Consider the following 18,599-nt stretch of genomic DNA (forward strand, 5'->3'; position numbering starts at 1 on the left):
GTTAAACCAGCCGCGAGTTTTCGACCGCGGCCCGAACGAAGTCCGCAAACAGCGGGTGCGGTTCGAACGGCTTGGATTTGAGCTCGGGGTGGAACTGAACGCCTATGAACCAAGGGTGGTCTTTCCACTCAACGATTTCTGGCAGGCGACCATCAGGCGACATACCGGAGAAGCACAAACCTGCCTCTTCAAGTTTCTCGCGGTATTTTACGTCGACTTCATAACGGTGACGGTGACGTTCTTCGATTTTTGTCCCGCCGTAGACGTTCGCCACTTTGGACCCCTCTGCCAGCGTCGCGTTGTACGCGCCAAGACGCATGGTGCCGCCCTTCGCGTCATCCGCTTTGCGGGTCACAGTATGGTTGCCTTGGACCCACTCTTTGAGGTGGTAAACAACGGGTTCAAAACGCTTTTCGCCTGCTTCGTGGTCGAACTCTTCCGAGCCTGCTTTGGCGATGCCAGCCGCGTTTCGCGCCGCTTCGATGACTGCCATTTGCATGCCGAGGCAGATGCCAAGATATGGGATGTTTCGTTCACGTGCGAATTGCGCCGCTTTGATTTTGCCTTCGGTACCGCGTTCGCCAAAGCCACCGGGAACCAGAATTGCGTGGTAGCCCGACAGGTGTTCACCAACGTCTTCGCGGTCGAACTCTTCGGCGTCGACCCAATTGACGTTGACCTTAACGCGGTTGGCCATGCCACCGTGAACCAGCGCTTCTTTGATCGACTTATAAGCGTCCTCAAGCTGCACGTATTTCCCAACAATCGCGACGTTCACTTCGCCGTCGGTGTTGTGGATGCGGTCTTGAACGTCGAGCCAGCGATCGAGGTTCGGTTTCGGCGCCGGCGCGATACCAAAGCAATCGAGAACCGCCTGATCCAGACCTTCGCCGTGGTAAGCCAGCGGGGCCTCGTAGATCGACTTCAGATCGTAAGCTGCAACGACATGCTCTTTACGGACGTTACAGAACAGAGCGATCTTCTCGCGCTCACGCTCTGGGATTGGCTGTTCGGAACGGCAGACCAGAACGTCGGGGGCCAGACCTATGGACTGCAGCTCTTTTACAGAGTGCTGGGTTGGTTTGGTTTTCAATTCGCCCGATGCAGCGAGGTATGGCAACAGCGTCAGGTGCATCAGGATGCATTCGCCACGTGGTTTTTCGTGGATGAACTGACGGATTGCTTCAAAGAAGGGCAGGCCCTCGATGTCGCCCACGGTGCCGCCAATTTCGCAAAGCATGAAATCAACTTCGTCTTCGCCGATGCGAATAAAGTCTTTGATTTCGTTGGTGACGTGCGGAACCACCTGAATGGTTTTACCCAGATAGTCGCCACGACGCTCTTTCTCGAGAACGTTGGAATAGATGCGGCCCGAAGAAATAGAATCGGTCTTGCGGGCAGGAACGCCAGTGAAACGCTCGTAGTGACCGAGGTCGAGGTCGGTTTCTGCACCGTCGTCAGTCACGAACACTTCGCCGTGTTCAAACGGGGACATCGTGCCAGGGTCGACGTTCAGGTAGGGGTCAAGCTTGCGCAGGCGGACCGAATAGCCACGCGCCTGCAACAGCGACCCGAGCGCAGCAGAGGCAAGCCCCTTGCCGAGGGAGGACACAACACCACCAGTAATAAAAATGAAACGTGCCATGGTCAGGCATCCCCCGTGAGTCAATCCGAAATCATGTGGAAACGCTGTCCGAATCTATCGAACAAAACGCAGTATCACGGGAGTTAAGTATAACCGGAATCGCCCCGCGAACGCAACCGGGTACGCAATATGATGTTGGGGCAAATGCCCCAAAACCTATACGTAGTGGTAAGACTTAGTTTGCAGGCGCTGGCGGCAGAGTGCTGTCAACCGACGGCGGAAGCAGGTCGCTCCCCAAGCCAGGCAGTGCAGGCGCATCAGCCGCAGGGGCTTCTTCGACCGCAGCAGGTGCCGCAGTGTCAAGAGCAGACGCGGTGCTTGCGTTCTGCTTTGCAATGATCGTCAAGGTGATCGAGGTTACGATAAACGCAGCCGCCAGACCCCACGTCACTTTACCCAATGCAGTTGCCGCACCACGTGCAGACACGAGGCCGTTACCGCCGCCGCTGCCCATGCCAAGGCCGCCGCCATCAGATTTCTGCATTAGCACAACGCCAATGAGGCTGAGGGCGAGGATCAGGTGGATGACCAGTACGACGCTTTCCATAGGGCTCTTCTCTGCACTTTCGTGAACGGTGGGTATCTAGAAGGTCAGTGCGCTCCCCGCAACCCCTCAACGTGACCGAGTGTCGGTTTTCTGCAGTCTTGCATCTTTGACGGGTAAGTCAGCAAACTAAATTGGACGAAACACGCTTTCGTATCGGTTCTATGACAGATTGCGGTTTCCTGCCTCGTCTGACCCCGTTATACGGGCGCGGGTTTTGAGCCGGAAATCGAGGAGACTCAGGTATGGCCAACGTAGTTGTCGTCGGCGCTCAGTGGGGCGACGAAGGAAAAGGTAAGATTGTAGACTGGTTGTCGGAACGCGCTGACGTGATCGCGCGATTTCAGGGCGGTCACAATGCAGGCCATACGCTCGTTATCGACGGGAAAGTTTATAAACTTCACGTGCTGCCGTCTGGCGTTGTGCGTGGCGGCAAGCTTTCGGTCATCGGCAACGGCGTCGTTCTCGATCCGTGGCACCTCGTCAAAGAGATCGCGACCGTTCGCGAACAGGGCGTGGAAATCACACCGGAAACGCTGATGATCGCGGAAAACACTCCGCTGATCCTGCCGATCCACGGTGAACTCGACCGTGCTCGCGAAGAAGCCGCAAGCCAAGGCACAAAGATCGGCACCACCGGTCGTGGCATTGGTCCGTGCTATGAAGACAAAGTAGGCCGCCGCGCAATTCGCGTTGCTGACCTTGCGGATGAGGCAACCCTCATCGCCCGTGTTGACCGTGCTCTCCAGCACCATAACCCGCTCCGCAAAGGTCTGGGAATGGAAGAGGTCAACCGTGACGATCTGATCCAGCAACTCAAAGACATCGCTCCGTCGGTTCTGGAATTTGCGGCTCCTGTTTGGAAGGTTCTGAACGAAAAACGCAAAGCAGGTAAGCGTATCTTGTTTGAGGGTGCACAAGGCGCGCTGCTCGACATCGATTTCGGCACATATCCATTTGTGACCTCCTCGAACGTGATCGCAGGTCAGGCGGCTACGGGCGTTGGCATTGGTCCGGGCTCGATCGACTACGTTCTGGGTATCGTCAAAGCCTACACCACCCGCGTTGGCGAAGGTCCGTTCCCGACCGAACTGCACGACGCTGATGGCGACCGCTTGGGCGAACGTGGTCACGAGTTTGGCACCACCACTGGCCGTAAGCGCCGTTGTGGTTGGTTCGACGCCGCTCTGGTCCGTCAGACCTGCGCGACCTCGGGCATCACTGGTATTTCGCTGACCAAGCTGGACGTTCTGGACGGCTTTGAGACGCTGAAAATCTGCGTGGGCTACGACCTCGACGGTAAGCAAATGGATTACCTGCCGACCGCAGCTGACGAACAAGCACGTTGCACACCGATCTACGAAGAAATGCCAGGCTGGTCAGAATCGACCGAAGGTGCACGCTCGTGGAACGATCTACCTGCTAACGCGATCAAATACGTCAAACGCGTTGAAGAGCTGATCGAATGCCCCGTGGCACTTCTGTCGACCTCGCCAGAGCGTGACGATACGATCCTTGTCACTGACCCGTTTGCGGACTGATGGACTATAAGAAACGGAAACGCCTGTCGCTGTTGATCCTCATTGTGGGGATGCCGCTCTATGTCATTTTCGCGGTGACGGTGATGTCGAACATCGACCGACTGCCAAAATGGCTAGAGCTGCCCACCTATGTGGTCTTGGGAGTTGCATGGGCGTTGCCGTTCAAATGGGTCTTTCTCGGGATCGGCAAAGAAGATCCCGATCAGAAATAAGCATTTGCGATGACAAACGTAAAAAGGGGGCCGGAAAACCGACCCCCTTTTTTCATTTTGTGGTGCCCTTATCCGCGAGCGGCGCGGGGTTCGGGGCGAAAGCGTGTGCCCTCGGACACTTGGAACCGACCGTTTCGGACTTTGCTGATCCGGCCTTCGCGCAGGAGCGTGCCGAAAACACGCAGACCGTCTTCGCGGTTAAAGTCGTCGTCTTGCAGAACCTCACGGACTTTTTTCATCACATGAGGACGCGAGAATTCCTCGTGGCCCTCGACGAAGGACGTGTAAGCCGCTGCCGCTTCGAGAAGATCAGGCAGGCTATGCGCACCCATTTCCTCGACATAGTCGGCAAAGCTCTCTGAGTCGCGGGCATCAATGGATGAGACCGATTCCGTTGCGACACGGCGCGGACGCACGGGTGCGACGGGACGAGCGGGGGCGGCCTCTTCGGGGGCCAGATCAACGCGCTGGGCGGCAACCAGTTTGAGCGGCGCAGGACGCGGACGCTCAGTGCGTGGCTGGTCGTTTCCACGTTCGGCGCGACGGGGCAGGACGCCACCAGCGGTCGGACGTGTCGGGCGAACTACCGCGCTCAGATCGCTACGGAAATCGGTCTCTTCGTCTTCTTTCGATTTGACCGGCTCACCCATGCGGCGGGCCGCTTCGGTCGCAGCAACAGCGGCCTTAAGGTGGCTCAGCGTGCGACGGCGCAGATCGGTTTCCGGTGCGCGAAGCTGTTCGTCCGTGCGGTCCATGATACGGGACATGTCACGTTCGTCTGCCTCGGGTTCGCGGTCCAGCAGGGCGCGGGCACGTTGGTCGGCACGCGCATCTGCAACAGGCTCTTCGTCCTCATCCTCGTAGTCGTCTTCCATAACGAAGGCGTTCTGCGATTCGACTTCGTCTGCGTCATAGTCGTCTTCGTCGTCATCCAGAGCAGACAATTCACGCAGTAGGTCGGCTTCTTCTTCGTCAGAGAGAGAGCTATCCGCGTCGAAATCAATGTCGTCCGCACCATCCAAAGAGGCGAGGTCGAATTGGTTTGCTTCGGCTTCGTTCGCATCAACCTCTGCAGCGGCGAGTTTGGCCATAATGCTGGCCTCAACGACATCCGCATCGTTATAGGTTTCGTCGTAGTCGTTTGCGGTGGTGGTATCGGCCCAGTTTTGGACCTCGTCGACTGGCTCTTCGGTCGGTGTCGCAGCAAGCGCAGCGGCGACAACATCCTCATCAGCTTTGTCAGCCACCGCTTCGATGGTGCCGTTGTTCAGCGCGCGGTTAAATTCCGAACGCTTCAAACGGATCACACGAGTGCGGCGGAGTGGGGCGGCCTCCCGCGGCGATGCCACATCGGCAACAGGAGCAGACTGTTGCGCAACGGGTTCAGCCGCAGGGGCGTCCTCACCAAGCGTGTCCTCTGGGTCATCAAAGGTCACTTCGGTCTCTGCAATCGACACATCCATCGGCGCGACCTGAGCGGGCGCTTCTTCCGTGGCATCAATAACAGAGCCAAGGTCAAAGTCCTCTTCGGGTTCGGCCGCGTGAATGTCTTCGATGTAATCGGATTCGCCAGTCGACGATTTGCCGACGACAGCGCGGATACGCTGAAGTTTCGCGGCAACGCTTTCGGACATTGCGGGCGCTGGGGCAGGTTGCGGTGCAACCTTTTCCACGACCTCAGGGGTCTCGACGGGCGGCGGCATAACGGGTGCCACGCTCGGCGCTACGGCCTGCGGTTCTTCTACCACGGGTTCGGCCGCGCGGTTTTCTGAGGCTGCCAAAGCAGCCGCACGCAACACGATCCCAGATGATTCCATACGGGCTTCGACCCGACGCGCAATTTCGTTTTCGGCAATGCGCGCCAGCATTTCTGCATCTGGTGTTGGGGGTTCAGCCCCAAAATATCTATCGTCCGCCGCCAGATCGCGGAAATATTCCGCAATGGCCTTCATCGTGTCGAAGGAATCATCGAATCCCTCAAGTGTGCACGCGAAGGTTCCGTAGGAGACGGTTAAAATCTTGCTCGATCCAACCATAACTACATGCGCTCGCTTTCTTTCCCCTAGTCCAGTAATTCACTGTCTGACGTCCAATTGGTTCGTAAAACGGAACGAAATCAGGTTATGGACGGTATTATTTCGTGACCCTTTTGGGGCAAGTTGCGAATTTGTGGACAATCAATGGGTCGGTAATGGGAACTGTTGCTTATAACGAACCAGTCACGCTGATCGGCGGTGCGCAATCTGGCAACGATGAGATTAGCACCGCTATGCGATTGGCGCCAAGGATTGTTGCAGCCGATGGTGGTGCGGCGCATGTGATTGCCGCTGGATACCGCCCTGAGCGGGTCATCGGTGACCTCGACAGCCTCTCCGACGATTTGCGTCTGAGCTTGGCCGATGTGATCGAACAGGTCAGCGAACAAGACACGACTGATTTCGAAAAATGTCTTATGCGCATTGATGCGGCGCGCGTGCTGGCCTTGGGGTTCATGGGCGGTCGGATCGACCACCAGCTCGCCGTTCTCAATGTCTTGGCCCGTTATGCGGATCGCCGCGTGGTTCTTTTGGGCGTTGGGGATTGTGCCGTTGTCGTTCCCAAAGAGGGGTTGTCCCTTACACTGCCCGTTGGGGAGCGAATTGCCCTGATGCCTTTGGGGGCGTCGCAAGCATGGACAACGGGGTTGCGGTGGAACCTCGACGGTCAGACCCTCGCACCCGATGGTAAGATCAGTTCGTCGAACGAGGTCGCTGGCCCGATCACGGTCCGTGCTGAGGGGCCAGTGCTTCTATCCACCTCTGCCGCAAATTTACCCGCGCTTTGGTCCGCGCTGGATTAAAGTTCGGCTGGAACTTTCAAACGGACCTTGCCCTTTTCGGTCAGCCGTTCGCGGTGGATGATGTAGAGCCCTGACGACACGATGATCGCGATGCCTGCCCACGTCAGCGTGTTCGGGAAGTCTTGGAACACCAAGAGGCCCAAGATCGCGGCGCTGATGATTTCCAAATAGTGCAGCGGCGCGAGGGTCGCAGAAGGTGCAAACCGCAGGGCGTAGGTCATCATGATATGTGCCAGCGCCGACGCCGCACCGACGCCAAAGAGCCAGAGCCACGTGACCCCTTCGGGCATCACGGGGGCATGGGCATCCCACTGACCGATCCACGCGACCCCAACAAAGAGACTGCAGAACAACGCGGTCAGAACCGAAGTCGCGAACTGCATCGGGATCGGGTGCATCTTTCGGCTCAGGGATCGGGTCTCCAGCATATAGAGCGCGAAACACAGCGCTGTCCCGAGAGGGTAGAGCGCGACAAGGCCAAAGGTCACGAGGCTCGGTTGAATGACCAAAAGCGATCCACCGAAGCCGACAACCGACGCGATGATCCGCCGCATCCCGACCTCATCACCGAACAGGAATTTACCGAGGATCAGCAGAATGAACGGCTCTACAAACGCGATAGCAAGCGCGTCAGCGATGGGCATTTCATTCGTCGCCGCGACAAAGCAATAGGTCGAAATGCCGAGGAACAGCGCACGCCGCACCAGTGGCCAGCGCAGCGATGGATCACGCGGGATGGCGTGGCGTAAGAGAACCAGAACGGGCAACATGATCGCCGCCTGCACGATGAACCGCGCAGAGGCGATTTGCATCACGGGGGTTGTATCCGTCGCCAGCTTTGCGAAAACGTCCAAAATGGGCGCCGTCACACAAAAGCCGAGCATCAGCAGAATACCGGGCAGGATGCGGTCGTTCATGGTCTCTCCGACAGAGTGAGGATGTCCGCGCCAGCTTCAGCAGTTTGGCACGTTCACGGCAAGCCCGCCGAGAGAGGTTTCTTTGTATTTCGCGTTCATGTCGACGCCTGTCTGACGCATCGTCTCGATCGCGGCATCCAGCGGAACGAGGTGGGTGCCATCGCCGCGCAGCGATAGGGACGCCGCCGACACCGCCTTGATCGCGCCGAGGCCATTGCGTTCGATGCACGGCACCTGAACCAAGCCGCGCACAGGATCGCAGGTCATGCCGAGGTGGTGTTCAAGCGCGATCTCAGCCGCATTTTCGATCTGTTCGGGCGTGCCGCCCATGACTGCCGCGAGGCCCGCCGCAGCCATCGCCGACGCGCTGCCGACTTCGGCCTGACAGCCACATTCCGCGCCAGAGATGGACGCGTTGTATTTGATCAACCCACCAATCGCAGCGGCGGTGAGAAGGAACTCGGGGACTTTGGTAGCGGTCGCACCGGGAACATGGTCAAGCCAGTAGCGGATCACTGCAGGGATCACGCCTGCCGCACCGTTTGTCGGCGCGGTCACCACCTGACCGCCCGCCGCGTTTTCTTCGTTCACGGCCATCGCGTAGGTCGCCATCCAGTCGTTGATCTGGTGCGGGGCAGAGAGGTTCATTCCGCGTTCTGCCATGAGGCTGTCGTAAATCCCCTTCGCGCGGCGTTTCACGAATAGCCCGCCAGGAAGTATGCCGTCGCGGGCCAAACCGCGATCAATGCATTGGTTCATCACGTCCCAAATGCGCTCCACACCACGGTTCAATTCGTTCAACCCACGGCGCGAAAGTTCGTTCTTGCGTTTCATATCCGCAATCGACAGCCCGCTTTCCGCCGCCATATCCAGCATTTCTTTGGCGGACTTGAACGGGAAGGGCACAGGCGCGCCGTCGTCAGTGTCTTTCCCCGCAGCGAGTTCGTCAGCCGTCAGGACAAATCCACCACCGACCGAATAATAGGTCACTTCGGTGATCACGTCGCCTTGGGCGTCGAGGCCGCGTAGGATCAGACCGTTGGCGTGACCCTCAAGGTTAGGACCGTAGTCAAATATCACGTCGTCTTTGGGGTTAAAGGTCAGCACGGGCAGCCCTTCGGGCGTCACGGTCCCTTCGGCTTTGATGCGTTCCAGTTCTGCATCCGCTTTTTCAGCATCGTAAGTGTCAGGTAGAAACCCAGCGAGGCCGAGGATCACAGCGCGGTCAGTCGCGTGGCCCACACCCGTAAACGCCAACGACCCATGCAGCGACGCGCGTAGCCCGGCTACGCTGAACGGCTGTTTGCGCAGGTGGTCGAGGAACATCGCACCAGCCACCATCGGGCCCATTGTGTGCGAAGACGACGGGCCAACGCCCACCTTGAACATGTCAAAGACAGAGAGAAACATTAGAGTGCGCTTCCTTCGGGGGGATTAGGATATGACGGTTTAGAGAACGGCGTAGGCCCCAGACCTTCGGCCTGCATCGCGGCCAAGGTTGCGGGACGGTCGTCCATCATTGTGCAGAAGTCAAACAAGGCGGGCCACTTTGATAAATCGAACCACGTCGTGTCATCGATAGGGTAAAGCGCCAGCCACCGCAGCAGCGGCGCGACGTAAGTTTGCAGGATCGACGGTTCCATCAGATCAGGACCATCGGCCAAAATATCGAGCAGCCCCGCAATCCGCAATTTTGTCGAATCCCGAAGCGCGGTCGGGTGATCTGCGCTGAATTTCTCAGGGTAGAACAGCATCCGCAGGGCAGGGTGCAATGTGTTCGCCACCCAGAACAGCCATTTCAGGAAATCACCACGGGCAGGGCTCTGCGGATCAGGGGCGAGCGCACCGTGCCGATCAGCTAGCCACAACAGGATTGCACCCGTTTCAAACATCACCCCATCGGGGGTTTCCAGAACGGGGATGAGGCCATTGGGATTGAGGGCGAGGTAGGCTGGACCGCGCTGGGCAGACTGGCTCCGATCCACCAAAACGGTGTCATAGGCCACGCCCAATTCCTCTAGCGTCAATCGAACGCAGAGCGAGGCATTGTCAGGGGCGTAGTGCAGGCAATAGCGCGTCATCATTCTGCGAGTGTATCTGGCAAAACCACGCCGCTCTGTCAGATAACGACATTGGGGCAGAGTTTTACGCCCAGCGGTTCGGGTTTTTCGACCGCGCCCCTCGCCAGTTGTGGGGGAAGGCCCTACAAGATCGGCAACATCCATGAGGAGCTGCCATATGCCCATCGATCTGTCCCCAATCGACAAAGCCAAATTTGTCGCCGCGAAACGCGCAGCGCAGTTTGTAGAAAGCGGTATGAAGGTTGGCTTGGGTACGGGATCAACGGCGGCTTGGTTGGTGAAATGCCTGGGCGAAATGGTGCGTGAAGAAGGTCTAAGGATCAAGGGTGTGCCCACATCGACCCGCACAGCGATCCTTGCCCGTGAAGTCGGGATTGAAGTGATCACTTTGGACGAGGCGAAATGGCTTGACCTGACCATCGACGGTGCAGACGAATTTGACCCACAATTGAACCTGATCAAAGGCGGCGGTGGTGCTCATCTTCAGGAAAAGATTGTTGCGACCGCATCTGACCAGATGATCGTGATCACAGATGCATCGAAATCCGTCGAAACCCTCGGTGCGTTTCCTCTGCCGATTGAGGTGATCCCCTTCGGTTGGCAGACCACGAAATCCATCGTCGAAGAGGCGCTGATCGGCATGGACGTTCTGGGCCGTGATGTGACCCTGCGGATGAACGGCGATGCGCCCTTTGTGACCGATGAGGCGAACCATATCCTAGACCTGCATTTGAAACGGATCGGCAACCCACGCCAGTTGAGCTTTGTTGTGAACCAAATCCCGGGTGTCGTGGAAAACGGACTGTTCCTTGATGTCTGTGATGCGGTTGTCATCGGCTACGGCGATGGTCGCGTCGAAGTGCGCGATATCCACGAGGGCACAATCACCGAGGATAAATTCGATTTCCTTGCTGACGATAACATCTTTGGCGATATCGCAGATTAAGCGACTGCTGTGTGCGTGGGGGCAGATTGACCGCCACCTTTCGGCCCACCACATCAGGGCCAAACAGATTTAGACGGAGACATCCCATGTCCTTTGATTATGACCTCTTTGTCATCGGTGGCGGTTCGGGCGGTGTGCGTGCCGCACGCGTTGCCGCAGCCACCGGCGCAAAGGTTGCCTTGGCCGAAGAATACCGCATGGGCGGCACTTGCGTGATCCGTGGCTGTGTCCCGAAAAAACTGATGGTGTTTGCGAGCGAATTCCCCGACGCCATCGAAGACGCGCAAGCCTATGGCTGGGATGTATCTTCGGGCGATTTCGACTGGACCGATTTCCGCACCAAAATGCATGCCGAGCTTGATCGCCTCGAAGGTATTTATCGTCGCCTTTTGGACGGGTCGTCTGTCACGGCATACGACGCGCGGGCGACGATCAAGGACGAACACACGGTTACCCTGTCGACGGGCGAAGACATCACAGCGAAACACATCCTGATCGCGGTCGGTGGTCGTCCTGTGAAACCTGAACTGGCGAACGCCGATCTGGGCATCACATCGAACGAAATCTTCCTCCTCGAAGACCTGCCGAAATCGATCCTGATCATCGGTGGCGGCTATATCGCGTGTGAATTCGCGGGCATCCTCAATGGCCTCGGCGTTGAGGTCACGCAATACTACCGTGGTGCCCAAATCCTGCGTGGTTTTGACGATGAGGCGCGTGGCCTGATCGCGGACCAGATGCGCGACAAGGGCGTGAACCTGCATTGCGGCACCAATATCCTCGAAATGGAACGTCGCGACGGAAAGATCTGGACCAAAGCGACCAATGGAACCGAGGCAACTTTTGATCAGGTCATGTTCGCGACAGGTCGCACCCCGAACGTCGAAGGCCTTGGCCTCGAAAACGTCGGTGTGAATGTCGGCCGCCGTGGCGAAATCATCGTTGATGAATATAACCAGACCAACGTTCCATCGATCTACGCCGTGGGCGATGTGACCGACCGCGTCCAACTGACCCCCGTCGCGATCCGCGAGGCTATGGCTTTTGTTGAGACCGTGTTCAAAGGTAACCCCACACCCGTTGATCACGAACTGATCCCCTCTGCTGTCTTTACCCAGCCCGAATACGGTGCTGTGGGCTTGACCGAAGAACAAGCCCGCGATCAGGAGCCGATCGAAGTTTACACTTCGTCCTTCCGTCCGATGCAGACCCTCTTTGCTGGGCGCGAAGATCGCGTTTTGATGAAATTGATCGTCTCGCAGGCGACGCGCAAGGTTCTCGGCGTTCATATCGTCGCACCGCAAGCAGGCGAAATGATCCAGATGGTGGGCATCGCCGTTAAAATGGGTGCAACCAAAGAGGATTTCGACCGCGTTTGTGCTGTTCACCCGACCATGGCCGAAGAGCTGGTCACGATGAAATCGCCGACGCGAACGGCTTGAAATTCGGGGCTAAGTCCCCAAATCTGAATAAAGGCCCCGAATGACGGGGTATTACATAGGGATATAAAGAGGTTCATGGCTGGGAATAACGGTGGCCCATGGGGCGGCGGCGGAAATAGAGGCGGCTCTGGCGGAGACGACGACAATAACCGAAACAACGGTCCGCGGCGTCCGGCGGGCGGGGACCAGATTCCCGAACTCGACGACCTGTTGAACAAAGGGCGCGAACAGTTTCGCGTTCTGATGGGTGGCGGCAATGACGGTGGTAACCGTTCTGGCGGCGGCGCGCCCTCTGGGCCCGCGTTCACCCGTGGCACAATCGGCCTCGCTGCTTTGGCTGCTGTGGTCGTTTGGGGCATGGCGTCGTTCTACACCGTGAAGCCCGAAGAACAGTCGGTTGAACTGTTCCTTGGTGAGTTTCATCAGGTCGGCAATCCGGGCCTGAACTTTGCACCGTGGCCCTTGGTCACGCGCGAGGTTCTTGCTGTTTCGACCGAACGCAACATTGAAATCGGCACCTCTAGCGTCGGTAACGATGCAGGTCTGATGCTGACGGGTGACGAAAACATCGTCGATATCGACTTCCAAGTCGTATGGAACATCCGCGACCCACAGCGTTTCCTGTTCAACCTTGCTGATCCTGCCGCGACCATCGCTGCTGTGTCTGAATCGGCAATGCGCGAGATTATCGCTCAGTCTGAACTGGCTCCGATCCTCAACGTGAACCGCGCCTCGATTGCGCAGCAGTTGACCGACCTCGTACAGTCTACTCTCGACAGCTACGACAGCGGCGTGAACATCGTTCGTATTAACTTCGATAAGGCTGACCCGCCGCAACCTGTTATCGCATCCTTCCGCAAGGTGCAGGACGCCGAACAGGAACGTGACCGTCTGCAGTCGCTCGCCGATGCCTACGCAAACCGTGTTGTGGCAGAGGCCCGTGGTCAGGCAGCACAGCTTCTTGAGGAAGCCGAGGCGTATCGCGCGCAAGTTGTCAACGCCGCCGAAGGTGAAGCGAGCCGCTTCAGCTCGATCTTGACGGAATACCAGATGGCTCCTGATGTGACCCGCCAGCGTATGTATCTGGAGACCATGGAAAAGGTTCTGGGTAGCGTTGATCTGATGCTCTTGGACGACAACAACGGCGACGGTTCTGGCGTTGTGCCCTATCTGCCGCTCAATGAAATCCGCCGAAGCACCACAGCAGGAGGGTCAAACTAATGCGTAAGGCTGCGTTTTTTATCCCCGCCGTAGTGGTCGTAGGCGCTGTCGCCCTATCGTCGCTCTTCATCGTTGATGAACGCGAAAAGGCGCTTGTTCTTCAATTCGGTCAAATCGTCCGCGTCCAAGAAGAACCGGGCCTCGGTTTTAAAATTCCGTTCATTCAGGAGGTTGTCACCTATGACGACCGCATCCTGAGCCGTGACATGGAAGAATTGGAAGTCACGGCCTCTGACGGTCGCCGTATCGTCGTTGACGCATTCGCCCGCTATCGCATCACTGACGTGGAAACCTTCCGTCGTGCGGTTGGTGTCGGTGCTGAACGGGCTGCTGCATCACGTCTGGACTCCATCCTGCGGGCCGAAACCCGTCAGGTTCTGGGTAGCGTAACCTCGAACGACATTCTGTCGACTGACCGTGCCGCGCTGATGCAGCGCATCCGTAACGGCGCGATTGACGAGGCACAGGCGTTGGGCCTGCAAATCATCGACGTGCGTCTGAAACGCACCGACCTGCCGCCGGAAAACCTTGCTGCGACCTATGACCGTATGACGGCAGAGCGTGAACGCGAAGCCGCCGACGAAATCGCCCGCGGTAACGAAGCGGCACAGCGTATCCGCGCGCAAGCTGACCGTACCGTGACCGAACTTGTGTCGGATGCGGAACGTCAGGGCGAGATCATCCGCGGTGAAGCCGACGCAACGCGCAACCGCGTTTTTGCAGAAGCTTATGGCGCTGACCCAGAGTTCTTTGAATTCTATCGGTCGATGAACGCCTATGCGACCGCGCTCGAAAACGGCAACACATCCATGGTGTTGTCGCCGAATAGCGAGTTCTTCAAGTATATGAAGTCCTCGGAAGGCAACTGATGATTTGGATGATTGGCATCGCCCTCGGGTTGGTGTTCGTGATCGAGGGGCTGGCCTACGCGCTGGCCCCTTCTTTCGTTGAGAAAATGCTCGCCGCGCTGGCAGAACTGACGCACCAACAGCGGCGCAGGGTCGGCCTGATCGCGGTTTTTATCGGCGTTCTACTTGTGCATTTTTGCGCACGCGGCCTACACTGAAATTCACAGGTGGTTGAGGTGGCTGTAGCATGCCTTGAGTTACCTCGCGCCATGCATAAAGTTTGGATTGCCATCGGGGTGTGACACCCCGCAACCGCAAAAAGGAGAGGCACCGTGACGTCTCAAGCACTCACTGTTTCCCGCCACACAGAACAGACCCGTCTGTCCTATGCCGTGGCAATCTTGCTGTCTTTTGTATTCCTCTTGGCCCAAACCGTTGCGGGTTTCGCGCAATCGCGCCCCGACAGTTTTGCCGATTTGGCCGAGAAATTTAGCCCTGCCGTTGTGAACATCACGACGACGACTGTTGTGTCCACCAATGCTGGCCCACGTGGTGTGGTCCCAGATGGGTCCCCGTTCGAGGACTTCTTTAAGGACTTCCAAAACCAAGGACCGCGCCGGTCGTCGGCTCTGGGGTCTGGCTTTGTGATCTCGTCGGATGGTTACATCGTGACGAACAACCACGTCATCGAAGGCGCGGATGAAATCCTGATCGAATTCTTTCCCGGTGGGACCGAACCGCTCGCGGCGACCTTGGTCGGCACCGACCCGAATACCGACATTGCGCTACTGAAAGTGGACGCGACCGACCTGCCGTTCGTGAACTTCGGTGACAGCGACACGGCGCGTGTCGGGGATTGGGTGATGGCGATGGGTAACCCGCTCGGGCAGGGGTTCTCAGTCTCGGCTGGTATCGTCTCTGCACGAAACCGCGAACTGTCGGGCACCTATGACGACTACATCCAAACCGACGCGGCGATTAACCGTGGTAACTCTGGCGGTCCGCTCTTTAACATGGACGGCGATGTTGTCGGCGTGAACACTGCGATCCTGTCGCCCAACGGTGGCTCCATCGGGATCGGGTTTTCGATGGCGTCAAACGTGGTGAAAAACGTTGTGGCCCAGTTGAAAGAGTTTGGTGAAACCCGCCGCGGTTGGCTTGGCGTACGTATCCAAGACGTCACCCCTGATATGGTAGAAGGCATTGCTGGCCTTGATCACGCGGCTGGTGCTTTGGTCAGCTCGGTTCCTCCTGGTCCTGCGATGGACGCAGGTATTGAGGCTGGCGACGTGATCCTGACCTTTGACGGCAAAGAAATCACCGACACCCGCGAACTCGTTCGCATCGTTGCGGATGCCCCCGTGGGTCAAGAGGTCCTTGTGAACGTTCTGCGCAATGGTGAAACGGTTGAACTGACTGTCACTCTGGGTCGTCGCGAAACCGCCGAAGCCTCCATGCCCGGCTCTGAGGCTCCGATGGAAGACGCAGCACCGACACAGACCGAAATGCTCGGCCTGACGCTGTCTGAGGTGAACAAAGAGACGATCAGCCAGTTTGGCCTCGCACCGAATGCCTCGGGTCTGGTGATCACTGCCGTCGATCCGACCTCTGATGCAGCGTCGAACGGTCTACAGGCTGGCGATCTGATCTCTGAAGCTGGTCAGCAGCCTGTAACATCGGTCGCCGATTTCGAGGACCGCGTGAACGAAGCGCGCGACGCTGGTCGCAAATCCCTGCTGATCCTCGTGAACCGTGACGGTATGACCCGCTTTATGGCGCTACGCATCGTGGAATGATCGGAAGACGAACTTGATACAAAAAAGGCGCCTTCGGGCGCCTTTTTACATGCCTAGATCGGTTGGCGTGAGAGCGACAAGACCCAGTACCTTTGCCGCATCAACAGACAACAACGGACTGTCCACGCCTGTCTGTTGGCGTTGATAGAGCCGAACCGCTGCCGTCGTCGTCTCATCCATCACACCCGTGATCGGAGCCTGATAAAATCCGCGCGCGGCCAGCGCCCGCTGAACCGAGGCAATGAAACCGCTGTTCATCTCAGAGGGGCAGACGACCTCGAACAGCACTTCACGGCGTTCACGGATGATCTGTTGATTGGTGACTGTCTGGTAAACGGCTGGTTCTAAAACGCTGCCATCAGGTGCGAGGATTTCTTCTTTAACCAGTTCTTGATCCGTGACCGTATGGGTCTGTGCAGGGGTCACATCGCGGCCAAAACATTTGCCGTAATAGTCAGTCTCAATCCCAGCTTCGGTAAAGGCAGGCGGGTTGGAATACGGCGGCACCCCACCATCCGAACAAGCGGACAGCGCCAGCCCAAATAGGGCTGCGGAGTGGGTGACACGTTTCATCTGGGGCTGCTCTGCCTCTCTTTTATAAAAACTCTATGGCATTTTTCGACCAATGGCGCAAATTTTATGAACCGTGTCGGTTAAACTGCGACAGAAGGCTGGAACAGCCACGTACAACGCATTAAATCTACGCAGACTTTACAGGAACGAGAGCAGATCATGGCCAAAATCACCTACATCGAACACAACGGCACCGAACACAGCGTTGAGGTGAAAAACGGTATGACCGTGATGGAAGGGGCTCGAGATAACGGTATCCCTGGCATCGAGGCCGACTGCGGTGGCGCTTGTGCCTGTTCGACCTGCCACGTTTATGTGCCTGCTGAGTGGAAAGACAAAGTTCCGGGCATGGAAGCGATGGAAGAAGACATGCTCGATTTCGCCTACGAAGTGGACTCCGACCGTTCGCGCCTGTCCTGTCAGATCAAAGTGACAGATGCGCTGGACGGTTTGGTTGTGAACCTGCCAGAGCGTCAGATCTAATGCGCCTCTGGCCGCTCTTGGCTCTTTGGCCATGTGCGGTTAGCGCCGATCCCTTGACGGCTCGCTATGTGGACCCGACTGATGCCTATGGGCACGGGGCGGTTGCAAATGGCGAATTCGCAGGGCTTGAGGTCACGTGGCAGGGTCAGACCCATACATTTCAATTCAAAGACGCGGTGTTCGAAGATACGAACCCGCGTCTTTTTGATTTTAACGAGGATGGCACGGCTGAAGTCGTCACTGTCCTCAGCGGATTTAACGATGGTGCACGGATCGCGATCTTTGGCGTGTCATCCGACCAGATCGCACCCATCGGTTTTGGTGCGCCGTTTGGGCGACGCAATCGGTGGTATGCAATCGCAGGTATCGCGGATTTCGACGGTGATGGCGCGGCAGAGATTACCTATGTTGACCGTCCGCACCTCGCCAAAACGCTGCGGTTTTTAGAAATCGGGCCCTCTGAAGGCACGTGGACCCTGACGCCCGATGGCGCGGTTGAGGGGCTGACCAATCATCATCTAGGTTCTGCCGTGATCGAAGGCGGATTGCGCGATTGCGGTCAGCCAGAGGTCGTCACAGCCAACGCCAATTGGACCCGCATTATGGTCACGTCTCATGACGGCACAGGCTATACCACCCGCGATGTCGGCCCCTATTCGGGCCCCGATAGCCTCGCCGCCGCCTTAGCCTGCGATTGACGCCAACACGCCCAGAGCTGTGATCTCTGCGATCTGCTGCGCCGCGCCGAGGATATCGCCTGTTTGCCCGCCGATTTTCGCCTGCGCGATCAGCGCGACCTTAACCGTGGCGAGGGTAACAAAGATAAAGAGCGGGAACACAGTCCAGCCGCCCAAAGCGGCCGCAACGGCCAAGCCAATCAATAGCGCGACCCCAACAGGAGCCTTATCAGGCCGCCCGACAGAGCGGGACAAACCGCCCGCCCGTGCGGGCTCCATCAGGTGCATGAGGGCGACCATCGGAACGCGGCTCAGGGTGGCAATGATGGGCAGTGCGCACCACATCCAACCTGCGCTGATCAGGGTCTCAATCGCAATCCAGCGCGCCAAGAGCGACAGGCAGAGCGCGATTACCCCATAGGACCCGATACGGCTGTCTTTCATGATCTCAAGCCGACGATCCCGATCCCAGCCGCCCCAAAGCCCATCGGCACTATCGGCCAGACCGTCCTCGTGCATCGCACCTGTGATGATCACCATCACGGCCAGAACGGCGGCGGCCACCAGACCGTCGGACACCCCAAACCACTGCCAAACACTGCCGACACACGCGGCGATCACCCCGACTGTCAGACCTGCCAGCGGGTAGGCCCAGACGGCCTTGGACGCGCGTGCGCCTGCGGCCTCGTGGTCGACCTTTACGGGAAGGCGGGTCAAAAGACCCAGCGCAGCCAGCACATCGGCGGGTTGAAAATTGCGAATGTCGGAGTTGGACATAGGTGCGACCCTTTCTGACCTTTCATTCTGTGCCACGAGGGTTATTCAAGGCGCACA

At 57.8% G+C, this 18,599-nt stretch carries 19 protein-coding genes; 11 read left to right on the plus strand and 8 right to left on the minus strand.

The window, feature by feature from the left end; all coding sequences use genetic code 11:
- Nucleotide 1: 1 nt before the first annotated feature.
- Complete coding sequence (locus tag BSK21_RS02730; protein ID WP_067549980.1) at nucleotides 2-1,645, minus strand: CTP synthase; 1,644 nt, start codon at nucleotides 1,643-1,645, stop codon at nucleotides 2-4.
- Nucleotides 1,646-1,820: 175 nt separating this feature from the next.
- Nucleotides 1,821-2,192, minus strand: a complete 372-nt coding sequence (secG, locus tag BSK21_RS02735; RefSeq protein WP_067549978.1) for a preprotein translocase subunit SecG — start codon at nucleotides 2,190-2,192, stop codon at nucleotides 1,821-1,823.
- Nucleotides 2,193-2,434: 242 nt separating this feature from the next.
- Between secG and BSK21_RS02740 the strand changes: the two genes are divergently transcribed.
- A complete protein-coding gene (locus BSK21_RS02740) occupies nucleotides 2,435-3,730 on the plus strand; it encodes an adenylosuccinate synthase (protein ID WP_067549976.1) in 1,296 nt (431 codons plus the stop codon).
- Nucleotides 3,730-3,942 carry a DUF2842 domain-containing protein gene (locus tag BSK21_RS02745; RefSeq protein WP_067549974.1) on the plus strand — a complete coding sequence of 71 codons (213 nt, stop codon included), beginning with the start codon at nucleotides 3,730-3,732 and terminating at the stop codon, nucleotides 3,940-3,942. The genes BSK21_RS02740 and BSK21_RS02745 overlap by 1 nt, the downstream gene beginning before the upstream one ends.
- A gap of 68 nt (nucleotides 3,943-4,010) precedes the next feature.
- On the opposite strand, the gene BSK21_RS02750 is transcribed toward BSK21_RS02745, so the two are convergent.
- A complete protein-coding gene (locus BSK21_RS02750) occupies nucleotides 4,011-5,894 on the minus strand; it encodes a hypothetical protein (RefSeq protein ID WP_231924788.1) in 1,884 nt (627 codons plus the stop codon).
- A 239-nt stretch (nucleotides 5,895-6,133) separates the two neighbouring features.
- Here BSK21_RS02750 and BSK21_RS02755 point away from each other — a divergent pair, with 239 nt between their 5' ends.
- Nucleotides 6,134-6,781 carry a thiamine diphosphokinase gene (locus BSK21_RS02755; protein ID WP_067550535.1) on the plus strand — a complete coding sequence of 216 codons (648 nt, stop codon included), beginning with the start codon at nucleotides 6,134-6,136 and terminating at the stop codon, nucleotides 6,779-6,781.
- Here the strand turns inward: BSK21_RS02755 and BSK21_RS02760 are convergent.
- Genes BSK21_RS02760 through BSK21_RS02770 form a run of 3 tightly spaced genes read right to left on the minus strand, consistent with a single transcriptional unit; the run spans nucleotide 6,778 to nucleotide 9,782 of the window.
- Nucleotides 6,778-7,698 carry a DMT family transporter gene (locus BSK21_RS02760; RefSeq protein WP_067549970.1) on the minus strand — a complete coding sequence of 307 codons (921 nt, stop codon included), beginning with the start codon at nucleotides 7,696-7,698 and terminating at the stop codon, nucleotides 6,778-6,780. The genes BSK21_RS02755 and BSK21_RS02760 overlap by 4 nt on opposite strands.
- A gap of 36 nt (nucleotides 7,699-7,734) precedes the next feature.
- The gene (locus BSK21_RS02765) at nucleotides 7,735-9,108 is read right to left on the minus strand and encodes an L-serine ammonia-lyase (RefSeq protein WP_067549968.1); all 1,374 of its coding nucleotides are present in this window, start codon (nucleotides 9,106-9,108) and stop codon (nucleotides 7,735-7,737) included.
- Nucleotides 9,108-9,782: a glutathione S-transferase family protein gene (locus tag BSK21_RS02770; RefSeq protein ID WP_197498171.1), complete on the minus strand. Its 675-nt coding sequence runs from the start codon at nucleotides 9,780-9,782 to the stop codon at nucleotides 9,108-9,110. Before BSK21_RS02770 ends, BSK21_RS02765 begins: the two co-directional genes overlap by 1 nt.
- A 154-nt stretch (nucleotides 9,783-9,936) precedes the next feature.
- On the opposite strand from BSK21_RS02770, the gene rpiA reads away from it, so the two are divergent.
- From rpiA to BSK21_RS02800, 6 genes are all read left to right on the plus strand, one after another.
- Nucleotides 9,937-10,725, plus strand: coding sequence for a ribose-5-phosphate isomerase RpiA (gene rpiA / locus BSK21_RS02775; RefSeq protein ID WP_067549966.1), 789 nt, complete (start codon nucleotides 9,937-9,939; stop codon nucleotides 10,723-10,725).
- A gap of 86 nt (nucleotides 10,726-10,811) precedes the next feature.
- Entirely contained in the window at nucleotides 10,812-12,167 is a 1,356-nt protein-coding gene (gene gor, locus BSK21_RS02780) for a glutathione-disulfide reductase (protein WP_067549964.1), read from the plus strand.
- A gap of 75 nt (nucleotides 12,168-12,242) precedes the next feature.
- The gene (gene hflK / locus BSK21_RS02785; RefSeq protein WP_067549962.1) at nucleotides 12,243-13,388 is read left to right on the plus strand and encodes an FtsH protease activity modulator HflK; all 1,146 of its coding nucleotides are present in this window, start codon (nucleotides 12,243-12,245) and stop codon (nucleotides 13,386-13,388) included.
- The gene (gene hflC, locus BSK21_RS02790; protein ID WP_067549961.1) at nucleotides 13,388-14,257 is read left to right on the plus strand and encodes a protease modulator HflC; all 870 of its coding nucleotides are present in this window, start codon (nucleotides 13,388-13,390) and stop codon (nucleotides 14,255-14,257) included. Before hflK ends, hflC begins: the two co-directional genes overlap by 1 nt.
- The gene (locus BSK21_RS02795; RefSeq protein WP_197498169.1) at nucleotides 14,257-14,454 is read left to right on the plus strand and encodes a DUF2065 domain-containing protein; all 198 of its coding nucleotides are present in this window, start codon (nucleotides 14,257-14,259) and stop codon (nucleotides 14,452-14,454) included. Before hflC ends, BSK21_RS02795 begins: the two co-directional genes overlap by 1 nt.
- Before the next feature lie 174 nt (nucleotides 14,455-14,628).
- The gene (locus BSK21_RS02800; protein ID WP_231924796.1) at nucleotides 14,629-16,032 is read left to right on the plus strand and encodes a Do family serine endopeptidase; all 1,404 of its coding nucleotides are present in this window, start codon (nucleotides 14,629-14,631) and stop codon (nucleotides 16,030-16,032) included.
- 45 nt (nucleotides 16,033-16,077) lie between these two features.
- Here BSK21_RS02800 and BSK21_RS02805 read toward each other — a convergent pair whose 3' ends face one another.
- On the minus strand, nucleotides 16,078-16,605 hold the full coding sequence (locus tag BSK21_RS02805) for a peptidoglycan-binding protein (RefSeq protein WP_067549958.1): 528 nt from the start codon (nucleotides 16,603-16,605) through the stop codon (nucleotides 16,078-16,080).
- Nucleotides 16,606-16,764: 159 nt separating this feature from the next.
- On the opposite strand from BSK21_RS02805, the gene BSK21_RS02810 reads away from it, so the two are divergent.
- Together BSK21_RS02810 and BSK21_RS02815 are read left to right on the plus strand one after the other, a co-directional pair.
- On the plus strand, nucleotides 16,765-17,088 hold the full coding sequence (locus BSK21_RS02810) for a 2Fe-2S iron-sulfur cluster-binding protein (protein ID WP_067549956.1): 324 nt from the start codon (nucleotides 16,765-16,767) through the stop codon (nucleotides 17,086-17,088).
- On the plus strand, nucleotides 17,088-17,786 hold the full coding sequence (locus tag BSK21_RS02815; protein WP_067549954.1) for a hypothetical protein: 699 nt from the start codon (nucleotides 17,088-17,090) through the stop codon (nucleotides 17,784-17,786). Before BSK21_RS02810 ends, BSK21_RS02815 begins: the two co-directional genes overlap by 1 nt.
- Here the strand turns inward: BSK21_RS02815 and cobS are convergent.
- Nucleotides 17,772-18,542 (minus strand): adenosylcobinamide-GDP ribazoletransferase, encoded by a 771-nt coding sequence (gene cobS, locus BSK21_RS02820; protein WP_067549952.1) that lies wholly within the window; start codon nucleotides 18,540-18,542, stop codon nucleotides 17,772-17,774. The two genes, BSK21_RS02815 and cobS, sit on opposite strands and share 15 nt — an antisense overlap.
- Nucleotides 18,543-18,599: the final 57 nt, after the last annotated feature.

Source organism: Marivivens sp. JLT3646, assembly GCF_001908835.1.
Classification (GTDB): domain Bacteria; phylum Pseudomonadota; class Alphaproteobacteria; order Rhodobacterales; family Rhodobacteraceae; genus Marivivens; species Marivivens geojensis.

Excerpts from the sequence above, each read along its gene's own strand:
- BSK21_RS02730 (WP_067549980.1), bottom strand. The coding sequence starts at position 1,645 with ATGGCACGTTTCATTTTTATTACTGGTGGTGTTGTGTCCTCCCTCGGC.
- secG (WP_067549978.1), bottom strand. The coding sequence starts at position 2,192 with ATGGAAAGCGTCGTACTGGTCATCCACCTGATCCTCGCCCTCAGCCTC.
- BSK21_RS02740 (WP_067549976.1), top strand. The coding sequence starts at position 2,435 with ATGGCCAACGTAGTTGTCGTCGGCGCTCAGTGGGGCGACGAAGGAAAA.
- BSK21_RS02745 (WP_067549974.1), top strand. The coding sequence starts at position 3,730 with ATGGACTATAAGAAACGGAAACGCCTGTCGCTGTTGATCCTCATTGTG.
- BSK21_RS02750 (WP_231924788.1), bottom strand. The coding sequence starts at position 5,894 with ATGAAGGCCATTGCGGAATATTTCCGCGATCTGGCGGCGGACGATAGA.
- BSK21_RS02755 (WP_067550535.1), top strand. The coding sequence starts at position 6,134 with ATGGGAACTGTTGCTTATAACGAACCAGTCACGCTGATCGGCGGTGCG.
- BSK21_RS02760 (WP_067549970.1), bottom strand. The coding sequence starts at position 7,698 with ATGAACGACCGCATCCTGCCCGGTATTCTGCTGATGCTCGGCTTTTGT.
- BSK21_RS02765 (WP_067549968.1), bottom strand. The coding sequence starts at position 9,108 with ATGTTTCTCTCTGTCTTTGACATGTTCAAGGTGGGCGTTGGCCCGTCG.
- BSK21_RS02770 (WP_197498171.1), bottom strand. The coding sequence starts at position 9,782 with ATGATGACGCGCTATTGCCTGCACTACGCCCCTGACAATGCCTCGCTC.
- rpiA (WP_067549966.1), top strand. The coding sequence starts at position 9,937 with ATGCCCATCGATCTGTCCCCAATCGACAAAGCCAAATTTGTCGCCGCG.
- gor (WP_067549964.1), top strand. The coding sequence starts at position 10,812 with ATGTCCTTTGATTATGACCTCTTTGTCATCGGTGGCGGTTCGGGCGGT.
- hflK (WP_067549962.1), top strand. The coding sequence starts at position 12,243 with ATGGCTGGGAATAACGGTGGCCCATGGGGCGGCGGCGGAAATAGAGGC.
- hflC (WP_067549961.1), top strand. The coding sequence starts at position 13,388 with ATGCGTAAGGCTGCGTTTTTTATCCCCGCCGTAGTGGTCGTAGGCGCT.
- BSK21_RS02795 (WP_197498169.1), top strand. The coding sequence starts at position 14,257 with ATGATTTGGATGATTGGCATCGCCCTCGGGTTGGTGTTCGTGATCGAG.
- BSK21_RS02805 (WP_067549958.1), bottom strand. The coding sequence starts at position 16,605 with ATGAAACGTGTCACCCACTCCGCAGCCCTATTTGGGCTGGCGCTGTCC.
- BSK21_RS02810 (WP_067549956.1), top strand. The coding sequence starts at position 16,765 with ATGGCCAAAATCACCTACATCGAACACAACGGCACCGAACACAGCGTT.
- BSK21_RS02815 (WP_067549954.1), top strand. The coding sequence starts at position 17,088 with ATGCGCCTCTGGCCGCTCTTGGCTCTTTGGCCATGTGCGGTTAGCGCC.
- cobS (WP_067549952.1), bottom strand. The coding sequence starts at position 18,542 with ATGTCCAACTCCGACATTCGCAATTTTCAACCCGCCGATGTGCTGGCT.